Genomic DNA, 16,505 nt, shown 5'->3' with positions numbered 1-16,505 from the left:
CTTGCGGCCTGTTACCGTTCGACTTGCATGTGTAAGGCATGCCGCCAGCGTTCAATCTGAGCCAGGATCAAACTCTACAGTTCGATCTTGAATTTACTCAACGGAATCGAACAAAGACTATTTACATAGCTTCATTCTCTATCCGTGAGCGTTTAAAGTCCGAAGGACTTGGCAACCGTCTCCGGCTACCAGCACTTCGCTTCAAACGCCCACGCTTATCGGCTGTGAATTCTTAAAGAACATTCGCTGAACTTCGCAACCCATCTGCCTTCGCAGTTCGCTGCTTCGTTTCGCGTCGCTGACTTGTCATCAGCAGAGAAGCGAGATTATGACTGAATTTCTTTCGTATCGTCAAGCGTTTTTTGAAATTTGTTTTTCAACAGTTTTCAACGCCTGGCGAAACATTCAGATCCCGCCCACATCAGAAACAAACATCAAGATCAAATCTCTTTGCGTTTCTTTTGCGCTTCGCCGCTTCTGTTTTGCGCTTCGTTTCGAAGCACTGCATCAGCAGCGAAGCCTTAGACTGTAGCACAGCTTTTTCGGCCCGCGCAAGAGATTCGAAAGAATTTCTTGAGGAAGGCCTCCCGGCCCTCCTCTTTTGCGCCTACCGGGTGTGGGCTGTTCAGTCTTCCTGGAACGCCTCTTCCCGCTTGCTGCGGATGGTGGGCAGCATCACCACAAGAACCAGCAGCAGGGCCGCGCCCAGCAGGCCGGCGGACAGCGGCCGGCTGACGAAAGTGCCCCAGTCTCCTCGTGACAGCAGCAGCGCCCGGCGCAGGTTCTCCTCCATCATGGGTCCCAGGATGAAGCCGAGCAGCAGGGGTGCCGGCTCGCAGCTGAGCTTGTAGAACACATAGCCCAGCAGGGCGAAGCCAGCGGTCAGGAAGACGTCGAAGCTGTTGTTGTTCAGGGTGTAGGTGCCAATGCAGCAGAAGGTCACGATCGCCGGGAACAGGAAGCGGTAGGGCACGGTCAGCAGCTTGATCCACATGCCGATCAGCGGCAGGTTCAGCACGACCAGCATCAGATTGCCCACCCACATCGAGGCGATCAGGCCCCAGAAGAGCTGCGGATTGCTCGTCATCACCTGTGGGCCGGGCTGGATGCCCTTGATGGTCATCGCACCCACCATCAGGGCCATCACCGCATTGGGCGGGATGCCCAGCGTCAGCATGGGGATGAAGCTGGTCTGTGCACCGGCATTGTTGGCACTTTCCGGGCCGGCCACCCCCTGGATGGCGCCCTTGCCGAAGGCATGGCGCGGCTTGCGCACCACCTTCTTCTCCAGCGTGTAGGCAGCAAAGGAGGCCAGCAGCGCGCCGCCACCCGGCAGCACCCCCAGCACGGAGCCAAGCGCCGTGCCGCGGATGACCGAGGGCCAGGCGTCTTTGAAGTCCTCGCGGGTCGGCCACAGGCCTTTGACTTCCTTGGTGAACACCTCGCGGTGCTCGGCCGGCTGGCCCAGGTTGGCGATGATCTCGCCGAAACCGAACACGCCCATGGCGATGACGACGAAGCCGATGCCGTCAGACAGCTCGGGGATGTCGAAGGAGAAGCGCGGCGTTCCCGAGATCACGTCAGTGTTGATCTGCCCCAGCAGGAGGCCCAGCACGATCATGGCAATGGCCTTGACCAGCGATCCGGAGGCCAGCACCACGGCCCCGATGAGGCCCAGCACCATCAGGGAGAAGTACTCGGCCGGGCCGAACTTGAAGGCCATCTCGGTCAGCGGCGGAGCGAATGCCGCAATGATGATGGTGCCCACGCAGCCGGCGAAGAAGGACCCCAGGCCGGCCACCGCCAGTGCCGCACCCGCGCGCCCTTGGCGGGCCATCTGGTAGCCGTCGATGGCCGTCACTACCGAGCTGGACTCGCCCGGCACGTTGATCAGGATGGCCGTGGTCGAGCCACCGTACTGGGCACCGTAGTAGATGCCGGCCAGCATGATCAGCGCCGGCGTCGCATCCAGTGAGTAGATGGAGGGCAGCAGCATCGCAATGGTGGCCACCGGGCCGAGGCCCGGCAGCACGCCGATCAGCGTTCCCAGCATCACGCCCATGAAGGCGTACAGCAGGTTCTGGAAGGTCAGCGCGGTCTGGAATCCGAGCAGGAGGTTGTCAAGCAGACTCATGGGCACTCCTCAAGCCAGGAACACAGGCCAGACGGGGATGGTGAGCTTCAGTCCCCAGACGAAGATCACCCAGCTGCCCGCCGTCAGGACCACGGCGCTGATCAGTGCGTCCTTCCAGTGGAATTCGTCTCCGGCCAGGGACGAGACGAAGATCAGCAGCGGCAGCGTAAGCACCAGCCCCAGCTTGGGCAGGGCCAGACCGAACATGGCGATGGCACCCACGATGACCAGCAGCGGACGCCAGGCGATGGCGCCGATGGGATCGCCGCCGGGCGACTCGATGGTCACCGCCTTGAAGAGAACCAGGCCGCCCAGCAGGGCCAACAGGATGCCCAGGCCGAAGGGGAAGTAGCCGGGGCCAGGTTTTGCCGAGGAGCCGAAGTTGTATTCCGTGGCGCCCCAGGCAAAAGCCAGACCGACCAGCAAAAACAACAGACCGGACCAGAAGTCTCTTTGGCTCTTGATCTTCACAGATCGCCTCTCATGCAGTTGTCGAACGATTCTAGGCAGCGCTCCGCATTCCACCGTCTGTGGTTTCCACGTAAGCGCAACAGGGGCGGGCAGACGGGTGAGCGGGTCAATGCTCCCACTGCGGGGTGCTTCGCAGCACCTCGTCCAGCGTGGTCTGCCCTTCGGCCACCTTCATGGCGCCAGCCAGGCGCAAGGGCCGCAGGCCCTCCTGCATGGCCTGGCGGCGCATGGCAGGCATGTCGGCCTGGGCATGCAGGTGCTTGCGCACGGCCTCGCTGAGCATCAGCAGCTCGTAGAGGCCGGCACGGCCGCGATAGCCGGTGTTGCGACACTCCAGACAGCCGACTGGCTTGTAGGCCTTGACCTTGCCGTTCATGCGCCAGGGCTTGAGCGTCTCGTTGAGGGTCTCGGCCGTGATGCTGTCGTCCGGCTGCTTGCAGTGCTCGCACAGGGTGCGGACCAGACGCTGCGCGAGGACGCCGATCACCGTGGCGTTGATCAGATAGGCCGGCACGCCCAGGTCCAGTAGCCGGGTGACGGCAGACACCGAATCATTGGTGTGCAGGGTGCTGAAGACCAGGTGACCGGTCAGGGAGGCCTGGACGGCCATCTCGGCGGTTTCCAGGTCGCGGATCTCGCCGACCATGATGATGTCCGGGTCCTGGCGCATCAGGGCCCGCAGTCCTTCGGCAAAGTTGAAGTCGATGGCCGAATGGACCTGGGTCTGGTTGAAGGCCGGCTCGATCATTTCGATCGGATCCTCGATCGTGCAGACGTTGACCTCCTCCGTCGCCAGGCGCTTGAGGGTGGAATAGAGCGTGGTGGTCTTGCCGCTGCCGGTCGGGCCGGTGACCAGGATGATGCCGTGCGGCTTGGCCACCAGCTTGTTCCAGCGCTCGGAGTCATGCCGGGAAAAGCCCAGCTCGCTCAGGTCCTTGACGGCGTTGTCGGGGTCGAAGATCCGCATCACCATCTTCTCGCCGAAGGCGGTGGGCAGGGTCGAGAGGCGCATTTCTACCTCCTCGCCCAGCGGATTGCGCGTTTTGATGCGGCCATCCAGGGGCCGGCGGCGCTCCACGACATCCATGCGGCCCAGCAGCTTGATGCGTGAGGTCATGGCCCCGAGCACGGTCGGGGGCAACTGGTAGACGGTGTGCAGCACGCCGTCGATGCGGAAGCGGATCAGGCCGATCTCGCGGCGCGGCTCCAGGTGGATGTCACTGGCGCGCTGGTCGAAGGCGTACTGCCAGAGCCAGTCGACCACCTGCACGATGCCCTGGTCGTTGGCATCCAGCTGGCGGTTGGAGCGCCCGAGCTCCACGAGCTGTTCGAAGCTGGCGGAAGGCGCCACGGCGCCGTTCTTGGCCGCCTCGCGCACCGACTTGGCCAGGGTGAAGAACTCGGTCGTGTAGCGCGAGATCTCATTGGGGCTGGCCACGACCAGCTTGATCTGCTTGCGCGTGTGCGACTCGATCTGGGCCACCCAGCCGATGTCGAAGGGCTCGCTGGTCGCGACCGTGATGTCCATCAGCCCGAACTGGATGGGCAGGCAGCGCTTGGCCTCGGCATAGCTGACCGACATCACGTCGGACACCCGGCCCACGTCCACCTTGAGCGGGTCGATGCGCAGATAGGGCAGGCGCGCCCGCTCGGCCAGCCAGGCGGTCAGCGCCTCCACATCCAGCAGCTTGCCATTGGACAGGCGGTGCAGGCCGGCGCCCGCCAGGCGCAGCAGGGGGTGCTGGGCGCTGTCCCCGGCGCCGAAGCGCTGCTCCACGCGCTGGGCAGCCTCGGCGTCGATGAGGCCGTCCTCCTGCAGCCAGCGCAGCAGAGGCCGCCATTCCAGGCGGCCGCCCGGCTGGGCCACGGCGGCGGACTCGCTCTTGGATGCACTGTTCATCTCAGGCCTTCTCCGCCATCAGTTCAATGATGCTCCTCGGCAAGGGGCGCACGAGGCGCAGCCACTTGCGCGCCGGCAGGCCATGGCTGCCGTAGCGTTCCTCGATCTTATCGGCGCGGCGCTCCAGCTCCTCGCGGTCCGGCACCTGCACGCCGCGGGCCGCCACCACCACGGTATTGCCTTCCTTGGTGGGCGCCAGGCTCCAGACCTGGTCGCTGCCAAACACCCGGGCGATGCGCGAGGCGCTGCGGGCGAAGCTGGCTGCGCGGCCGAAGAGGTTGACCGTCATCAGGCCGCCGTCGGCCAGCACGCCGCGGCAGGCGGCATAGAAGGCCTCGTCGTCCAGCACGGGCGAGGCGGCGTCGTGGTCGTAGAGGTCCACATTGAGCACCTGCACTGTCTGCAGATTCGCCGGGTCGGCCACCCAGCGGGCGGCATCCTGGTTGAGGACGGTGAGGCGCTCGTCGTCCTCGGGCAGGTGGAACCAGCTGCGGCAGGCGGCGATCACGGTGGGGTTGATCTCCACCGCCGTGGTCTGCATGCGCAGCACCTTGTGGCAGAAGCGGGTGAGCGCCGCGGCGCCCAGGCCCAGTTGCACGGCATGGCCTTCGCGCAGGGATTCGCTGTCCCGCCACAGCATCCAGGCCATCATGCGCTGGATGTACTCCAGCTCCAGGACCTGGGGCTTGCGGATGCGCATGGCGCCCTGAACCCAGATGCTGTCCAGGTGCAGGAAGCGCACGCCGTCGAATTCGGACAGCGTCGCGTGGGTCCATTCAGGGCTGGCCGTGCGGCCGCCCGCTTCCTTCGTCTTCTTCTTGGTGCTCATCCAGCAGTCCGGCAAAGGCAAAGACCTCGCGCCAGGCCTGCAGCTTGCGCTCGAAGCTCCAGCTGGCATTGGCCGGGCTGGTCGAGGGCAGGCGAAAGACAGGCAGGCCGAGGGCTTGCGTGACGCGCAGGCTGCGCGCCGATTCCCCGCCATTGTGAGCGATTGCCCGCAGCTCCGGCAGACCTCTCACCAGTGCTTGCAAATCATTGGGCGCGGCGGCCCGGATGTCGGCGTCCAGGCTGCCCTCGCGCTGGCAGCTGGCGTAGACGTCCCAGACGGCCAGCCCGCGGCGGGTCACCCACGCGCAACGCTGCTCGTAAGGCATGGCACGCAAGTCCTGACCCCACAGCGCCGACAGCAGCGGCCAGAACTGGTTGCGCGGATGGCCGTAATACTGCCCGGCGGCCAAGGAGGCGACACTCGGGAAGCTGCCCAGCACCAGCAACCGCGCCTGAGGCAAGGCCAGCGCGGGCAAACCCTGGAGCACGGGGGTGCCCGGGGCCGCTTCAATCGACGGGCCCGTCGCCCTTGCCAGTCCCGCTGTCATCCGGCCATCGGCCAGGGGCGTTCGTCGTGCCATGTCATTCATTCAAGTACACGGAGGATTGCAATGTTGAATACCGAAGCCATCTGGATTTTCCTGAGCACCCAGGGCATGGATTTTGGACTCAAGGTCCTGGCCGCACTGGCCGCATGGATCATCGGCCGCTGGGTCATCGGCCTGGTGCTGCGACTGATGGGCGCGGCGCTGGAGCGCGGCAAGCGCATCGATTCCACGCTGTCCACCTACCTGCGCTCCATCCTGTCGGTGATCCTGAACATCGTCCTGGTGCTGGCCATCCTGGACATCTTCGGCATCCACACCACGTCCTTCGCCGCGCTGCTGGCCGGCGCAGGCCTGGCCATCGGCACCGCCTGGGGCGGCCTGCTGACGCACTTTGCCGCCGGCATCTTCATGCAGGTGCTGCGCCCCTTCAAGGTGGGCGACTTCGTGCAGGTGGGCGGGGTCACGGGCACGGTGCTGGAGATCGGCCTCTTTGGCACGACGCTGGTCACGCCGGACAACGTCCAGACCATCATCGGCAACAACAAGATCTTCTCGGACACCATCCAGAACTTCTCCAGCCTGCCCTTCCGGCGCGTGGACTGCGTGGCCAAGATCGCCAACAGCGTGGACCCGCTGGATGCCATTGCGCGATTGAAGGCGGCGCTGGCACAGATCCCCAACGTGGCCAATTCGCCCGCGCCTGACGTCGAGATCCTCAGCTTCACGCCCGAAGGCCCCCTGCTCTGCGTGCGTCCCTACACCCACACCGACCACTACTGGCAGGTCTACTTCGACACGCACAAGGCGGTAGTCGCCACCTTCGGCGCGGCGGGCTACCCGGTGCCCGAGACCCCCATCACCCCCCGCAACCGCTGAGCGGCCGAGCCATTCAGCCGGCAGGGAGGTCCGGCAGGAAGGCCGTCGAAAACGGGCTGAGCACTGTCCAGCCCAGGGCCTCGTAGAGCGCACGCCCGGCGGCCGTGGCCACCAGCAGCTCCGGTGCGCGGGCCTCGATCCGGCATGCACCGAGCTCGCGCATCAGCAGCCGGCCCAGCCCCCGCCGCTGGTGCGCGGGCTCGGTGATGATGCGGTCGTAGATGAACACGCCGGCCGTCTCCGCGGCATGGCCGCTGGCGGCGAGCTCGCCGGCCTCGGTCAGGATGCGCACCTCGCTGAGCCCCGCCTCGACACGCCGCTCGCAGCGGTAGCCCGGCACCGGCAGCGCTTGCGGCGCCCGGCCGGGGCCCCGCATGAAGTACCCCGGCAGCGCGATCCGCCATGCCGGCGGCAGCGCCGCCAGCAACTGATCGGGCGGGGCACAGGCCTTGATGAAATGCCGCGGCTGCGCGAGCCCCTGCGCGAGGGCTGTCACGGCCGGGCCGACCCGGGGAAAGACCCAGCGCCGCACTTCGTCGGGCGCATGGACGTCGACCCGGTAGCCCCCCGCATCCTCGACGGGCGCCGGCAGCCCGCGTGCCGCCGAGCGGGCAGCCAGCCAGGCCCGGATCCAGACCGCGAGGTCCGGACGGTCTTGATCAATGGTTTCGGCCATCTGCAGAAGCTTTCATGGGAGCCCTCCCAGGGAGGCCAGGCGTGGCAGCGCCGCGATGGCGTTGGCCCGGGTCCGCTCGGCGGCCTGGTCCAGCGTCCAGCGCCGCAGGTCGGCCAGCTGCGCCGCAATGCGCGGCAGCTCGGCCGGCTCGTTGCGGCTGGACTCGCCCGCCGCGCGCTGCGCCGCCGTCTTGTAGAGCCAGTGCGGCGGGATGTCCGGCGCATCCGTCTCCAGCACCAGGGCCTCGGCCGGCATCGCCGCCGCCAGGCGCCGGATCTGCAGGGAGCGCTCGAAGGTCAGCGTGCCGCCGAAGCCCAGGCGAAAGCCCAGCTGCCAGAAGGCCTGCGCCTGCTGCTCGCTGCCATTGAAGGCATGGGCGATGCCGCCCGTCACGGCGGTCCGGCGCAGCCCCGCCAGCAGCTGATCGGCACTGCGCCGCACATGCAGCAGCACGGGCAGGCCCTGCTCGCGCGCCAGCTTCAGCTGCGCCACATAGAACTGCTGCTGGCGCGGGCCGTCGATGCCCGGCACAAAGAAGTCCAGGCCGATCTCGCCCACGGCGACGAGACGCGGGTCGTCGCGCCAGGCCCTCAGGCGATCGGCCAGCAGGGTCAGGTCTTGCTCCGCGGCCTGCATCACGTACAGCGGATGGATGCCCAGCGCATAGGCGAAGCCGTGGCGATGCGCCAGCGCGTGCACGCTGTCGAAGTCGAAGGCCGCGACGGCGGGGATCACGATCTGCCGCACGCCGGCGTCCCGCGCGCGCTGCACGACGGCGTCCCGGTCCGCCTCGAACTCGGGCGCATCCAGGTGGCAGTGGGTGTCGATCCACATGCCAGCGCCCCGGCCTCAGCGGAAGACCACCGTCCGGTTGCCGTTCATCAGCACGCGGTGCTCGGCATGCCACTGGATGGCGCGGGCCAGGGTGACGCACTCGGTGTCCCGGCCGATGGCCACCAGCTGCTCGGGCGGCATGCTGTGGTCGATGCGAGCCACCTCCTGCTCGATGATGGGGCCTTCGTCCAGGTCCGAGGTCACGTAGTGCGCGGTGGCGCCGATCAGCTTCACGCCGCGCTCATGCGCCTGGTGGTAGGGCCGTGCGCCCTTGAAGCTGGGCAGGAAGCTGTGGTGGATGTTGATGGCGCGCCCCGAGAGGTACTCGCACATCTCGCCCGAAAGGATCTGCATGTAGCGGGCCAGCACGACGAGGTCGATGCGGTTCTCCTCGACCACCTCGCGGATCTTGCGCTCCTGCGCCGCCTTCTGCTCTGGCGAGGCGTTCAGCAGCGGGAAGTGGTGGAAGGGGATGTTGTGCGAGGCGGCCAGCTGGTAGAAGTCCCGGTGGTTGGAGACGATGGCCGGGATCTCGATGGGCAGGTGGCCCGTCTGCACACGGAAGAGCAGGTCGTTGAGGCAGTGCCCCAGCTTGGAGACCAGCAGCAGCACGCGGGTCTTGGCTTCGCGGCCGACCAGCTCCCAGTCCATCTGCAGCTGCTGGGCCAGCGGCGCGAAGGCCTCGCGCAGGGCGGGCACCGGCGTGGCACGGCCGCATTCGAACTCGATGCGCATGAAGAAGCGCTGGTGGTCGGCGTCCCCATGCTGGGCCGAGGTCAGGATGTTGCCGCCCTGCTCCAGCAGAAAGCCCGTCACCGCATGGACGATGCCGGCCCGATCCGGGCAGCTGAGCTTGAGGATGTAGCGGGGCGGAACAGCAGACATGGGGCCTCCAGGACAGTGGGGCACCGATCCTACTGCAGCCCGGGCTCAATCCTGCTGGAGCCGCCCACTCACGAGGTTCAAACGGGTTTCACAGCGCGCGGCCAGCTGCTGGTCATGGCTCACCATCACGAAGGCCGTGCCCTGGCTGGCGGCCAGCTCCAGCATCAGGCCGAAGACGGCGTCCGCCGTGCCGCGGTCCAGGTTGCCGGTGGGCTCGTCCGCCAGCACGCAGGCTGGGCGGCTGACCAGGGCGCGGGCGATGGCCACGCGCTGGCGCTCGCCACCGGAGAGCTCGGACGGCCGGTGCATCGCACGCTGGCCCAGGCCCACGCGCTCCAGCATGGCCCGCGCCTGCGAGCGCGCCTCGGCCTCGGGCAGGCGGCGGATGCGCAGGGGCATGGCCACGTTGTCCAGGGCGGTGAACTCGGGCAGCAGGTGATGGAACTGGTAGATGAAGCCGAGGTGCTCGTTGCGCCAGCGGCCCTGCTCAGCGGGGCTCATGGCGGCGAAGTCGCGGCCCATCAGCTCGACGCGGCCGCTGCTGGGCGCATCCAGGCCGCCCAGCAGGTGCAGCAGCGTGCTCTTGCCCGAGCCCGAGGCGCCCACGATGGCCAGGGTCTGCCCACGGCGCACGCTGATATCCACGCCCGTCAGCACGGTCACGTCCAGCGGGCCTTCCTTGAAGCGGCGGCTCAGCGCGGTGCCCTGCAGCACGCGCTCGTTCGAACGATCATTCATAGCGCAGCGCCTCCGCCGGTTGCACGCGGCTGGCGCGCCAGCTCGGGTAGAGGGTGGCCAGGAAGGCCAGCACCAGGGACGTGAGGGCGATGGGGATGATGTCCGACCACTGCGGATCGCTGGGCATGCGGCTGATCACGTAGACGCTGCTGGGCAGGAAGCTCGTGTTGAAGAGGCGCTCGATGGCGGGGACGATCACATCGATGTTGAAGGCCGTCACCAGGCCCAGCAGCGTGCCGCCGACCGTGCCGATCACCCCGGCCGCAGCGCCCTGCACCATGAAGATGCCCATGATGGAGCGCGGGCTCGCGCCCAGGGTGCGGAGGATGGCGATGTCGCTCTGCTTGTCGGTCACCGTCATCACCAGGGTCGAGACAAGGTTGAAGGCCGCCACCGCGACGATCAGGGTCAGGATGATGCGCATCATGCGCTTCTCCAGCTGCACGGCGTCGTACCAGCTGGCGTTGGTGCGGGTCCAGTCGCGCACACGGATGGACGGGCCGAAGCTCAGCGAGAGCTGGTCCCCCACCTCACGGGCCTGGTGCACATCGGCCAGGCGCAGCTGCACGCCGGTCGGCCCCTCGACACGGAAGAAGCGCTCGGCATCGCCGATGTGGATCAGGGCCAGCGCGCTGTCGTACTCGTAGTGGCCGGCACTGAAGATGCCCACCACCTTGAACTGCTTGAAGCGCGGAGAGACGCCGGCCGGCGTCACATCGCCCGTGGGCGCGGCCAGGGTGATGCGGTCGCCCTCGCGCACCTGCAGCGCGCGGGCCATCTCCACGCCGATCAGCACACCGAACTCGCCCGGCACCAGGCGCTTGAGCGCCGTGTCCTTGAGCTCCGCGGCCAGCGGCGTCATGGCGGGCTCCAGGGCCGGGTCGATGCCACGCACGATGGCGCCACGCATGTCCTCGCCCCGCGCCACCAGCACCTGGTTGGCCACGAAGGGCGCCGCCGCCTTCACCTGCGGGTTCTGCTTCGCCTTCTCGGCCAGCTGAAGCCAGTCCGGGAAGCTCTCGCCCTGCCAGCCCATCAGCTCGATGTGCGACACCACCGACAGCATGCGGTCCCGCACCTCCTTCTGGAAGCCGTTCATCACCGACAGCACGATGATCAGCGCCGCCACCCCCAGCGCGATGCCCAGCATCGACACCCCGGAGATGAAGGAAATGAAGCGGTTGCGCCGCCCTCCCCGGCCCGCACGCGTGTAGCGCCAGCCGATCTGCCATTCATACGGTAAATCCATCAATCACCTTGCATGCGCCGCCTGCGCGGCCTTGATTCTGTGGGGCCAGACAATCCGGCTTCGCCGGGACACCGGGCTAGCGAGCGAAGCAGGCATAGCGCCCTCCCAATTCGCCGGCGCAGCCCGGCGCCCTGCACGGAGCCCGAGGATCCGGCTCCGCCGGGCCTACGGGCTCGCCCCCTTGAGGGGGCCGGCGAAGCCGGTACGGGGTGGACATTCCAGGGGCCGGCGCAGCCGGTAGGGGGGGTCAATGCGCCTCGTCCCAATTGGCACCCACACCGACCTCGGCCAGCAGCGGCACCTTGAGCTCGGCCACGCCCGCCATCAGGCGCGGCACTTCGGAGCGGATCCAGTCCAACTCTGCCTCAGGCACCTCGAAGACCAATTCGTCATGCACCTGCATCACGATGCGGCTCTGCTTGCCCTCGTCGTCCAGCGCCTTCTGCACCGCGATCATGGCGAGCTTGATCAGGTCGGCCGCCGTGCCCTGCATGGGCGCGTTGATGGCCTGGCGCTCGGCGCCGGCCTTGCGCGGGCCGTTGCCGCCATTGATCTCCGGGAGATAGATCCGGCGGCCGAAGTAGGTCTTTACGTAGCCGTTGTCCTTGGCCGACTGGCGGGTCACGTCCATGTACGTCTTCACGCCGGCAAAGCGGGTGAAGTAGCGGTCGATGTAGTCCTTGGCCGCCTTCTGCTCGATGCCCAGGGACTGCGCCAGCCCAAAGGCGCCCATGCCGTAGATCAGACCGAAGTTGATGGTCTTGGCATAGCGGCGCTGCTCGCCCGTCACTTCGTCCACCGGCACGCCGAAGACCTCGGAAGCGGTGGCGCGGTGCACGTCCAGCCCGTCCTGGAAGGCCTTGAGCAGGCCCGGGTCCTCGCTGATGTGGGCCATGATGCGCAGCTCGATCTGGGAGTAGTCGGCGCTGACGATCACATGCCCCGGCGGCGCCACGAAGGCCTCACGCACACGGCGGCCTTCCGCGGTGCGGATGGGGATGTTCTGCAGATTGGGATCGTTGCTGGACAGCCGCCCCGTCACCGCCACCGCCTGCGAGTAGGAGGTGTGCACCCGGCCCGTCTGCGCGTTGACCATCAGCGGCAGCTTGTCGGTGTAGGTGCTCTTGAGCTTGGCCAGGCCGCGGTACTCGAGGATCTTGGCCGGCAGCGGGTAGTCCTGCGCCAGCTTGTCCAGCACCTCCTCGTCGGTGGAGGGCGCGCCGGTGGCGGTCTTCTTGACCACGGGCAGACCCAGCTTGTTGAAGAGGATCTCGCCGATCTGCTTGGGGCTGCCCATGTTGAAGGGCTGGCCGGCGATCTCGTAGGCCTGCTGCTCGATGGCCACCAGGCGCTGCGCCAGCTCATGGCTCTGGGCCTGCAGGCGCGCACCGTCGATCAGCACACCGGTGCGCTCGATGCGCGCCAGCAGCAGGGCCACCGGCATCTCGATCTGGCGGTAGACGAAGTCCAGCCCGGCATCGGCCTGCAGGCGCGGCTCCAGCAGCTCGTGCACGTGCAGGCACATCTCGGAGTCCTCGCTGGAGTACTCCGCGGCCTTGGCCACGTCGACCTGGGCGAAGGGAATCTGGTGCACGCCCTTGCCGCAGAGGTCCTCGTAGCTCAGGCCGTGGCGGCCCAGGTGGCGCTCGGCCAGGGCCTCCAGGCCGTGGGTCTTGTGCGCCTCCAGCACATAGCTTTCCAGCATGGTGTCGTGCACATAGCCCTGCACCGCGATGCCGTGGTTGGCGAAGACATGCAGGTCGTACTTGACGTTCTGGCCCAGCTTGGGCCGCGTGCCGTCCTCCAGCCAGGGCTTCAGGCGCGCCAGGACCTCGTCCATGGGCAGCTGCGCGGGCGCGTCCGGGCCGTTGTGGCGCAGGGGGATGTAGCAGGCCTCGCCGGGCTTGTCGGAGAAGGACAGGCCCACGATGCGGGCGGCCATGGGGTCCAGGGAATCGGTCTCGGTGTCCAGCGCGGCCAGGGGCGCGGCCTGCAGCCGTGCCAGCCAGGCGTCGAAGGCGGTCCAGTCCAGGATCGTGTCGTAGCGGCGCTCGACCTGCGCGGCCTCGGCCGGCGGCGCGACATCCGCGAAGAGGTCGCCCGTCGTGCCCTGCGCCGCTGCAGCGGCCTTGGGCGCGGGCGCCGCGCCACCGCCCAGCTCCGTCTCCAGCTCGCGCTTGAGCGTGCGGAAACCGTAGCGGGTGAAGAAATCGAGCAGGCCGGGCTTGTCCACGGGCTGCAGGGCCAGGGCGTCCAGGGCCGGCCATTGCGGCACATGGCCATCCAGGTCGCAGTCCAGCTTGACGGTCACCAGGCGGCGGCCCGTGGGCAGCCAGTCCAGGGCCTTGCGCAGGTTCTCGCCGGCCACGCCCTTGATCTTGCCAGCGTTGGCCACCACGCCGTCCAGCGAGCCATATTCGGCGATCCACTTGGCGGCCGTCTTGGGGCCCACCTTTTCGACGCCCGGCACGTTGTCGACCGCGTCGCCCATCAGCGTCAGGTAGTCGATGATGCGGTCCGGCGGCACGCCGAACTTCTCCACCACGCCGGCCACGTCCAGGCGCTCGGGCGGCTTGGCCATGGTGTTGATCAGGCTGACGTCGGCATTGACGAGCTGGGCCAGATCCTTGTCACCCGTGGCCACCACGACCTGGTGACCACTCTCGGCGCCCAGGCGGGCCAGGGTGCCGATGGCGTCATCCGCCTCGATGCCCGGCACCTCCAGCAGCGGCCAGCCCAGCAGCTTCACCACCTCGTGGATGGGGGCGATCTGCGCCCGCAGGTCGTCGGGCATGGGCGGGCGGTGGGCCTTGTACTCGGGGTACCAGTCATCGCGGAAGGTCGGGCCCTTGGCGTCGAACACGCAGACCGCGTGCTCGGCGCCGATGTCGTCGCGCAGCTTCTTCATCATGGCCACGAAGCCATGCACGGCGCCGGTGGGCTGCCCCTCGGGGCCGCGCAGGTCCGGCAGGGCGTGGAAGGCGCGGTAGAGGAAGCTGGAGCCGTCGACCAGCAGCAGGATGGGTTTGCTCATGGGGGCGCATTGTCACGCAAGGCACCGCTGGATGCTGTCAGCAGTCCGGGGGTGGCTGCCGCATAGAATCGCCGGATGCAGAACCCGTCCCCCCTCCCCCTGCCATTGCCGGCCCGGCCCCGGGCACGGGCTGCCCTGTCCCTGGCCACCGGGCTGATCGCCTGCCTGGCCGCCGCGGCACACGCGGCCGAGACCCCGGCCGCCCCGCCCCTTCCCAAGGATCCGCCCGAACCCGTGGTGCAGGAGATCCAGCTGGAAGATGACAGCGTCCGCATCGAGGAACTCCGCGTGCGCGGCCAGACGGTCAGCGCCAAGGTCAAGCCCAAAGGCAAGGCCCCGGAGTACGAGATCCTGCTGGGCGAGCCCGGCCGCGACCTGAGCCCCGGTGCCGGCACGGCCAAGGCTGGGGCCGGCCAGCGCGTCTGGCGCCTGTTCAGCTTCTGATTCGCGCGGTGACTGCCGCGTCCCGTCTTCCCCCATGGCCGTTTTCACCCAAGTCTCCTCCGCCCAGGCCCAGGTCCTGATGGATCGCCTGCAGCTGGGCACCGTCACCGACTTTCGCGGCATCACGGCCGGCATCGAGAACACCAACTACTTCGTCAGCACCGAGCGCGGCGACTACGTGCTGACCATCTTCGAGCGCCTGAGCTTCGAGCAGCTGCCCTTCTACCTGCGCCTGATGAAGCACCTGGCGGGCCGCGGCATCCCCGTGCCGGACCCGCAGGCCGACGAGGCCGGCGAGATCCTGCACCGCGTGCAGGGCAAGCCCGCCGCCGTGGTCAACAAGCTGCGCGGCGGCCACCAGCTGGCACCGGACCTCTTCCATTGCGATCAGGTGGGCGCCATGCTGGCCCGCATGCACCTGGCCGGGCGCGACTTCCCCCTGAGCCAGCCCAATCTGCGCGGCCTGGCCTGGTGGACCGAGACGGTCCCCGTGGTCCTGCCCTACCTGGCCCCCGAGCAGGCCGAGCTGCTCTCCAGCGAGCTGGCCTTCCAGCAGCAGCTGGCGGCCTCGCAGAGCCATGCCGAGCTGCCGCGCGGTCCCATCCACGCCGACCTCTTCCGAGACAACGTCATGTTCGAGGGGCTGCCCGGCCGCGAGCAGCTCAGCGGCTTCTTCGACTTCTACTTCGCCGGTGTCGACACCTTCCTGTTCGACCTCGCCGTGTGCCTCAACGACTGGTGCATCGACCTCGCCAGCGGCCGCCTGGACGAGGCCCGCGCGCAGGCCTTCGTGCAGGCCTACGAGCGCGAGCGCCCCTTGAGCGGCACCGAGCACCGCCTCATGCCGGCCCTGATGCGTGCGGCGGCCCTGCGCTTCTGGGTCTCGCGCCTGTGGGACTACCACTTGCCCCGCGAAGCCTCGCTGCTCAAGCCGCACGACCCCACCCACTTTGAACGCGTGCTGCGCGAGCGCCTGGCGCACGCCTGGCACGCCCTCGCCCCTCAGGAACGCTGAATGGCCCTGACCCTCCATCTGCAGAACGTCCCGGCGGCCAACGGCCTGCTGTGGGTGCGCCACGGCTTCAAGATCGTGCAGCGCGCGCCGCTGGGCATGGTGGGCCTGTTCTCGGCGCTGATGCTGCTGAACCTGCTGACCCTGGCCCTGCCGGCGCCGCTGCGCTTCCTGCTGCTGGCCACCATGCCACTGTTCTCCCTGGGATTCATGCTGGCCTCGCACCTGGTGCTACAGGGCAAGCGGCCTGTACCCAGCGTCTTCATCGCGCCCCTGCAGCTGACGGCCGAACGGCGCAACACCCAGCTGGTGCTGGGCTTCAGCTTCGCGCTGCTGACCGTTGGCGGCCTGCTGCTGCTGGACCAGCTGGACGGCGGCGCCTTCGGCAGCGCCCTGGACAAGTTCATGGACGCCATGGCCAAAGTCAGCCAGGAGGGCGGCAAGCAGCCGGCCGAGCTGCCCGCGCCGGACCCCGCCCTGTTCAGCGGCTTCCTGCTGCGCCTGTCCTGGATCGCACTGATCAGCACGCCCTACTGGCACGCCCCCGCCCTGGTGCACTGGGGCGGTCAGGGCGCGCTGCAGGCGCTGTTCTCCAGCACCCTGGGTGTGTGGCGCAACCGCGGCGCCTTCGCGGTCTACATGACCGGCTGGCTGGGCGTGCAGCTCGTCGCCAGCCTGGCCGGCGCCATGCTCAGCGCGGCCTTCGCGCTGGTGGGGCTGGAGGCCCTGCTGCCCCTGATGGGCATCGTCGCCATGTATGCCCTGGGTTCGGCCTTCTACGCCTCGCTGTACTTCACCTTCGTGGACTGCTTCATGTTCGGCGCCCCCAAGGACGTGCTGGACAGCAAGACCTGACCCCCTGGCCCCCTGGCTCAT

Annotated in this window: 15 protein-coding genes and 1 rRNA gene; 4 read left to right on the top strand and 12 right to left on the bottom strand. The window is 67.9% G+C overall.

The genetic code is table 11. From position 1 onward, the window contains the following. From ABDJ40_RS05920 to ABDJ40_RS05895, 6 genes are all read right to left on the bottom strand, one after another. Positions 1 to 83, bottom strand: a 16S ribosomal RNA gene (locus ABDJ40_RS05920); the annotation flags it as partial. Between the two features lie 542 nt (positions 84 to 625). After that, positions 626 to 2,134, bottom strand: coding sequence for a tripartite tricarboxylate transporter permease (locus ABDJ40_RS05915; protein WP_347607312.1), 1,509 nt, complete (start codon positions 2,132 to 2,134; stop codon positions 626 to 628). Positions 2,135 to 2,143: 9 nt separating this feature from the next. Continuing rightward, complete coding sequence (locus tag ABDJ40_RS05910; RefSeq protein WP_347607309.1) at positions 2,144 to 2,605, bottom strand: tripartite tricarboxylate transporter TctB family protein; 462 nt, start codon at positions 2,603 to 2,605, stop codon at positions 2,144 to 2,146. 106 nt (positions 2,606 to 2,711) lie between these two features. Next, a complete protein-coding gene (tfpB, locus tag ABDJ40_RS05905; protein WP_347607306.1) occupies positions 2,712 to 4,505 on the bottom strand; it encodes a type IV pilus assembly ATPase TfpB in 1,794 nt (597 codons plus the stop codon). 1 nt (position 4,506) lies between these two features. Further along, entirely contained in the window at positions 4,507 to 5,334 is an 828-nt protein-coding gene (locus tag ABDJ40_RS05900) for a spermine/spermidine synthase domain-containing protein (protein ID WP_347607303.1), read from the bottom strand. Continuing rightward, a complete protein-coding gene (locus ABDJ40_RS05895; protein WP_347607300.1) occupies positions 5,282 to 5,821 on the bottom strand; it encodes a DNA-deoxyinosine glycosylase in 540 nt (179 codons plus the stop codon). The genes ABDJ40_RS05900 and ABDJ40_RS05895 overlap by 53 nt, the downstream gene beginning before the upstream one ends. Positions 5,822 to 5,944: 123 nt before the next feature. On the opposite strand from ABDJ40_RS05895, the gene ABDJ40_RS05890 reads away from it, so the two are divergent. Continuing rightward, a complete protein-coding gene (locus ABDJ40_RS05890; protein WP_430765599.1) occupies positions 5,945 to 6,757 on the top strand; it encodes a mechanosensitive ion channel family protein in 813 nt (270 codons plus the stop codon). Between the two features lie 13 nt (positions 6,758 to 6,770). Here ABDJ40_RS05890 and ABDJ40_RS05885 read toward each other — a convergent pair whose 3' ends face one another. The 6 genes from ABDJ40_RS05885 to polA form a co-directional block, all read right to left on the bottom strand. Further along, complete coding sequence (locus ABDJ40_RS05885) at positions 6,771 to 7,433, bottom strand: GNAT family N-acetyltransferase (protein ID WP_347607297.1); 663 nt, start codon at positions 7,431 to 7,433, stop codon at positions 6,771 to 6,773. Positions 7,434 to 7,445: 12 nt separating this feature from the next. After that, positions 7,446 to 8,267, bottom strand: a complete 822-nt coding sequence (locus tag ABDJ40_RS05880; protein WP_347607294.1) for a TatD family hydrolase — start codon at positions 8,265 to 8,267, stop codon at positions 7,446 to 7,448. A 15-nt stretch (positions 8,268 to 8,282) separates the two neighbouring features. Beyond that, positions 8,283 to 9,152 carry a formyltetrahydrofolate deformylase gene (gene purU / locus ABDJ40_RS05875; RefSeq protein WP_347607291.1) on the bottom strand — a complete coding sequence of 290 codons (870 nt, stop codon included), beginning with the start codon at positions 9,150 to 9,152 and terminating at the stop codon, positions 8,283 to 8,285. A 45-nt stretch (positions 9,153 to 9,197) separates the two neighbouring features. Beyond that, entirely contained in the window at positions 9,198 to 9,890 is a 693-nt protein-coding gene (gene lolD / locus ABDJ40_RS05870; protein WP_347607288.1) for a lipoprotein-releasing ABC transporter ATP-binding protein LolD, read from the bottom strand. After that, positions 9,883 to 11,139, bottom strand: a complete 1,257-nt coding sequence (locus tag ABDJ40_RS05865) for a lipoprotein-releasing ABC transporter permease subunit (protein ID WP_347607285.1) — start codon at positions 11,137 to 11,139, stop codon at positions 9,883 to 9,885. Before ABDJ40_RS05865 ends, lolD begins: the two co-directional genes overlap by 8 nt. A 247-nt stretch (positions 11,140 to 11,386) precedes the next feature. After that, a complete protein-coding gene (gene polA, locus ABDJ40_RS05860) occupies positions 11,387 to 14,173 on the bottom strand; it encodes a DNA polymerase I (RefSeq protein WP_347607282.1) in 2,787 nt (928 codons plus the stop codon). Positions 14,174 to 14,248: 75 nt separating this feature from the next. Between polA and ABDJ40_RS05855 the strand changes: the two genes are divergently transcribed. Genes ABDJ40_RS05855 through ABDJ40_RS05845 form a run of 3 tightly spaced genes read left to right on the top strand, consistent with a single transcriptional unit; the run spans position 14,249 to position 16,484 of the window. After that, entirely contained in the window at positions 14,249 to 14,617 is a 369-nt protein-coding gene (locus ABDJ40_RS05855; RefSeq protein WP_347607279.1) for a hypothetical protein, read from the top strand. 34 nt (positions 14,618 to 14,651) lie between these two features. Continuing rightward, on the top strand, positions 14,652 to 15,632 hold the full coding sequence (locus tag ABDJ40_RS05850) for a homoserine kinase (RefSeq protein WP_347607276.1): 981 nt from the start codon (positions 14,652 to 14,654) through the stop codon (positions 15,630 to 15,632). Further along, positions 15,633 to 16,484: a BPSS1780 family membrane protein gene (locus ABDJ40_RS05845; protein WP_347607273.1), complete on the top strand. Its 852-nt coding sequence runs from the start codon at positions 15,633 to 15,635 to the stop codon at positions 16,482 to 16,484. The last annotated feature ends 21 nt before the right edge of the window (positions 16,485 to 16,505 follow it).

Origin of the sequence: Roseateles flavus (genome assembly GCF_039872765.1) — a bacterium.
Lineage (GTDB): Bacteria > Pseudomonadota > Gammaproteobacteria > Burkholderiales > Burkholderiaceae_C > Roseateles_B > Roseateles_B flavus.
Note: the sequence above shows the minus strand (reverse complement) of the source record. Positions and strands in the feature narration are given on the sequence as shown.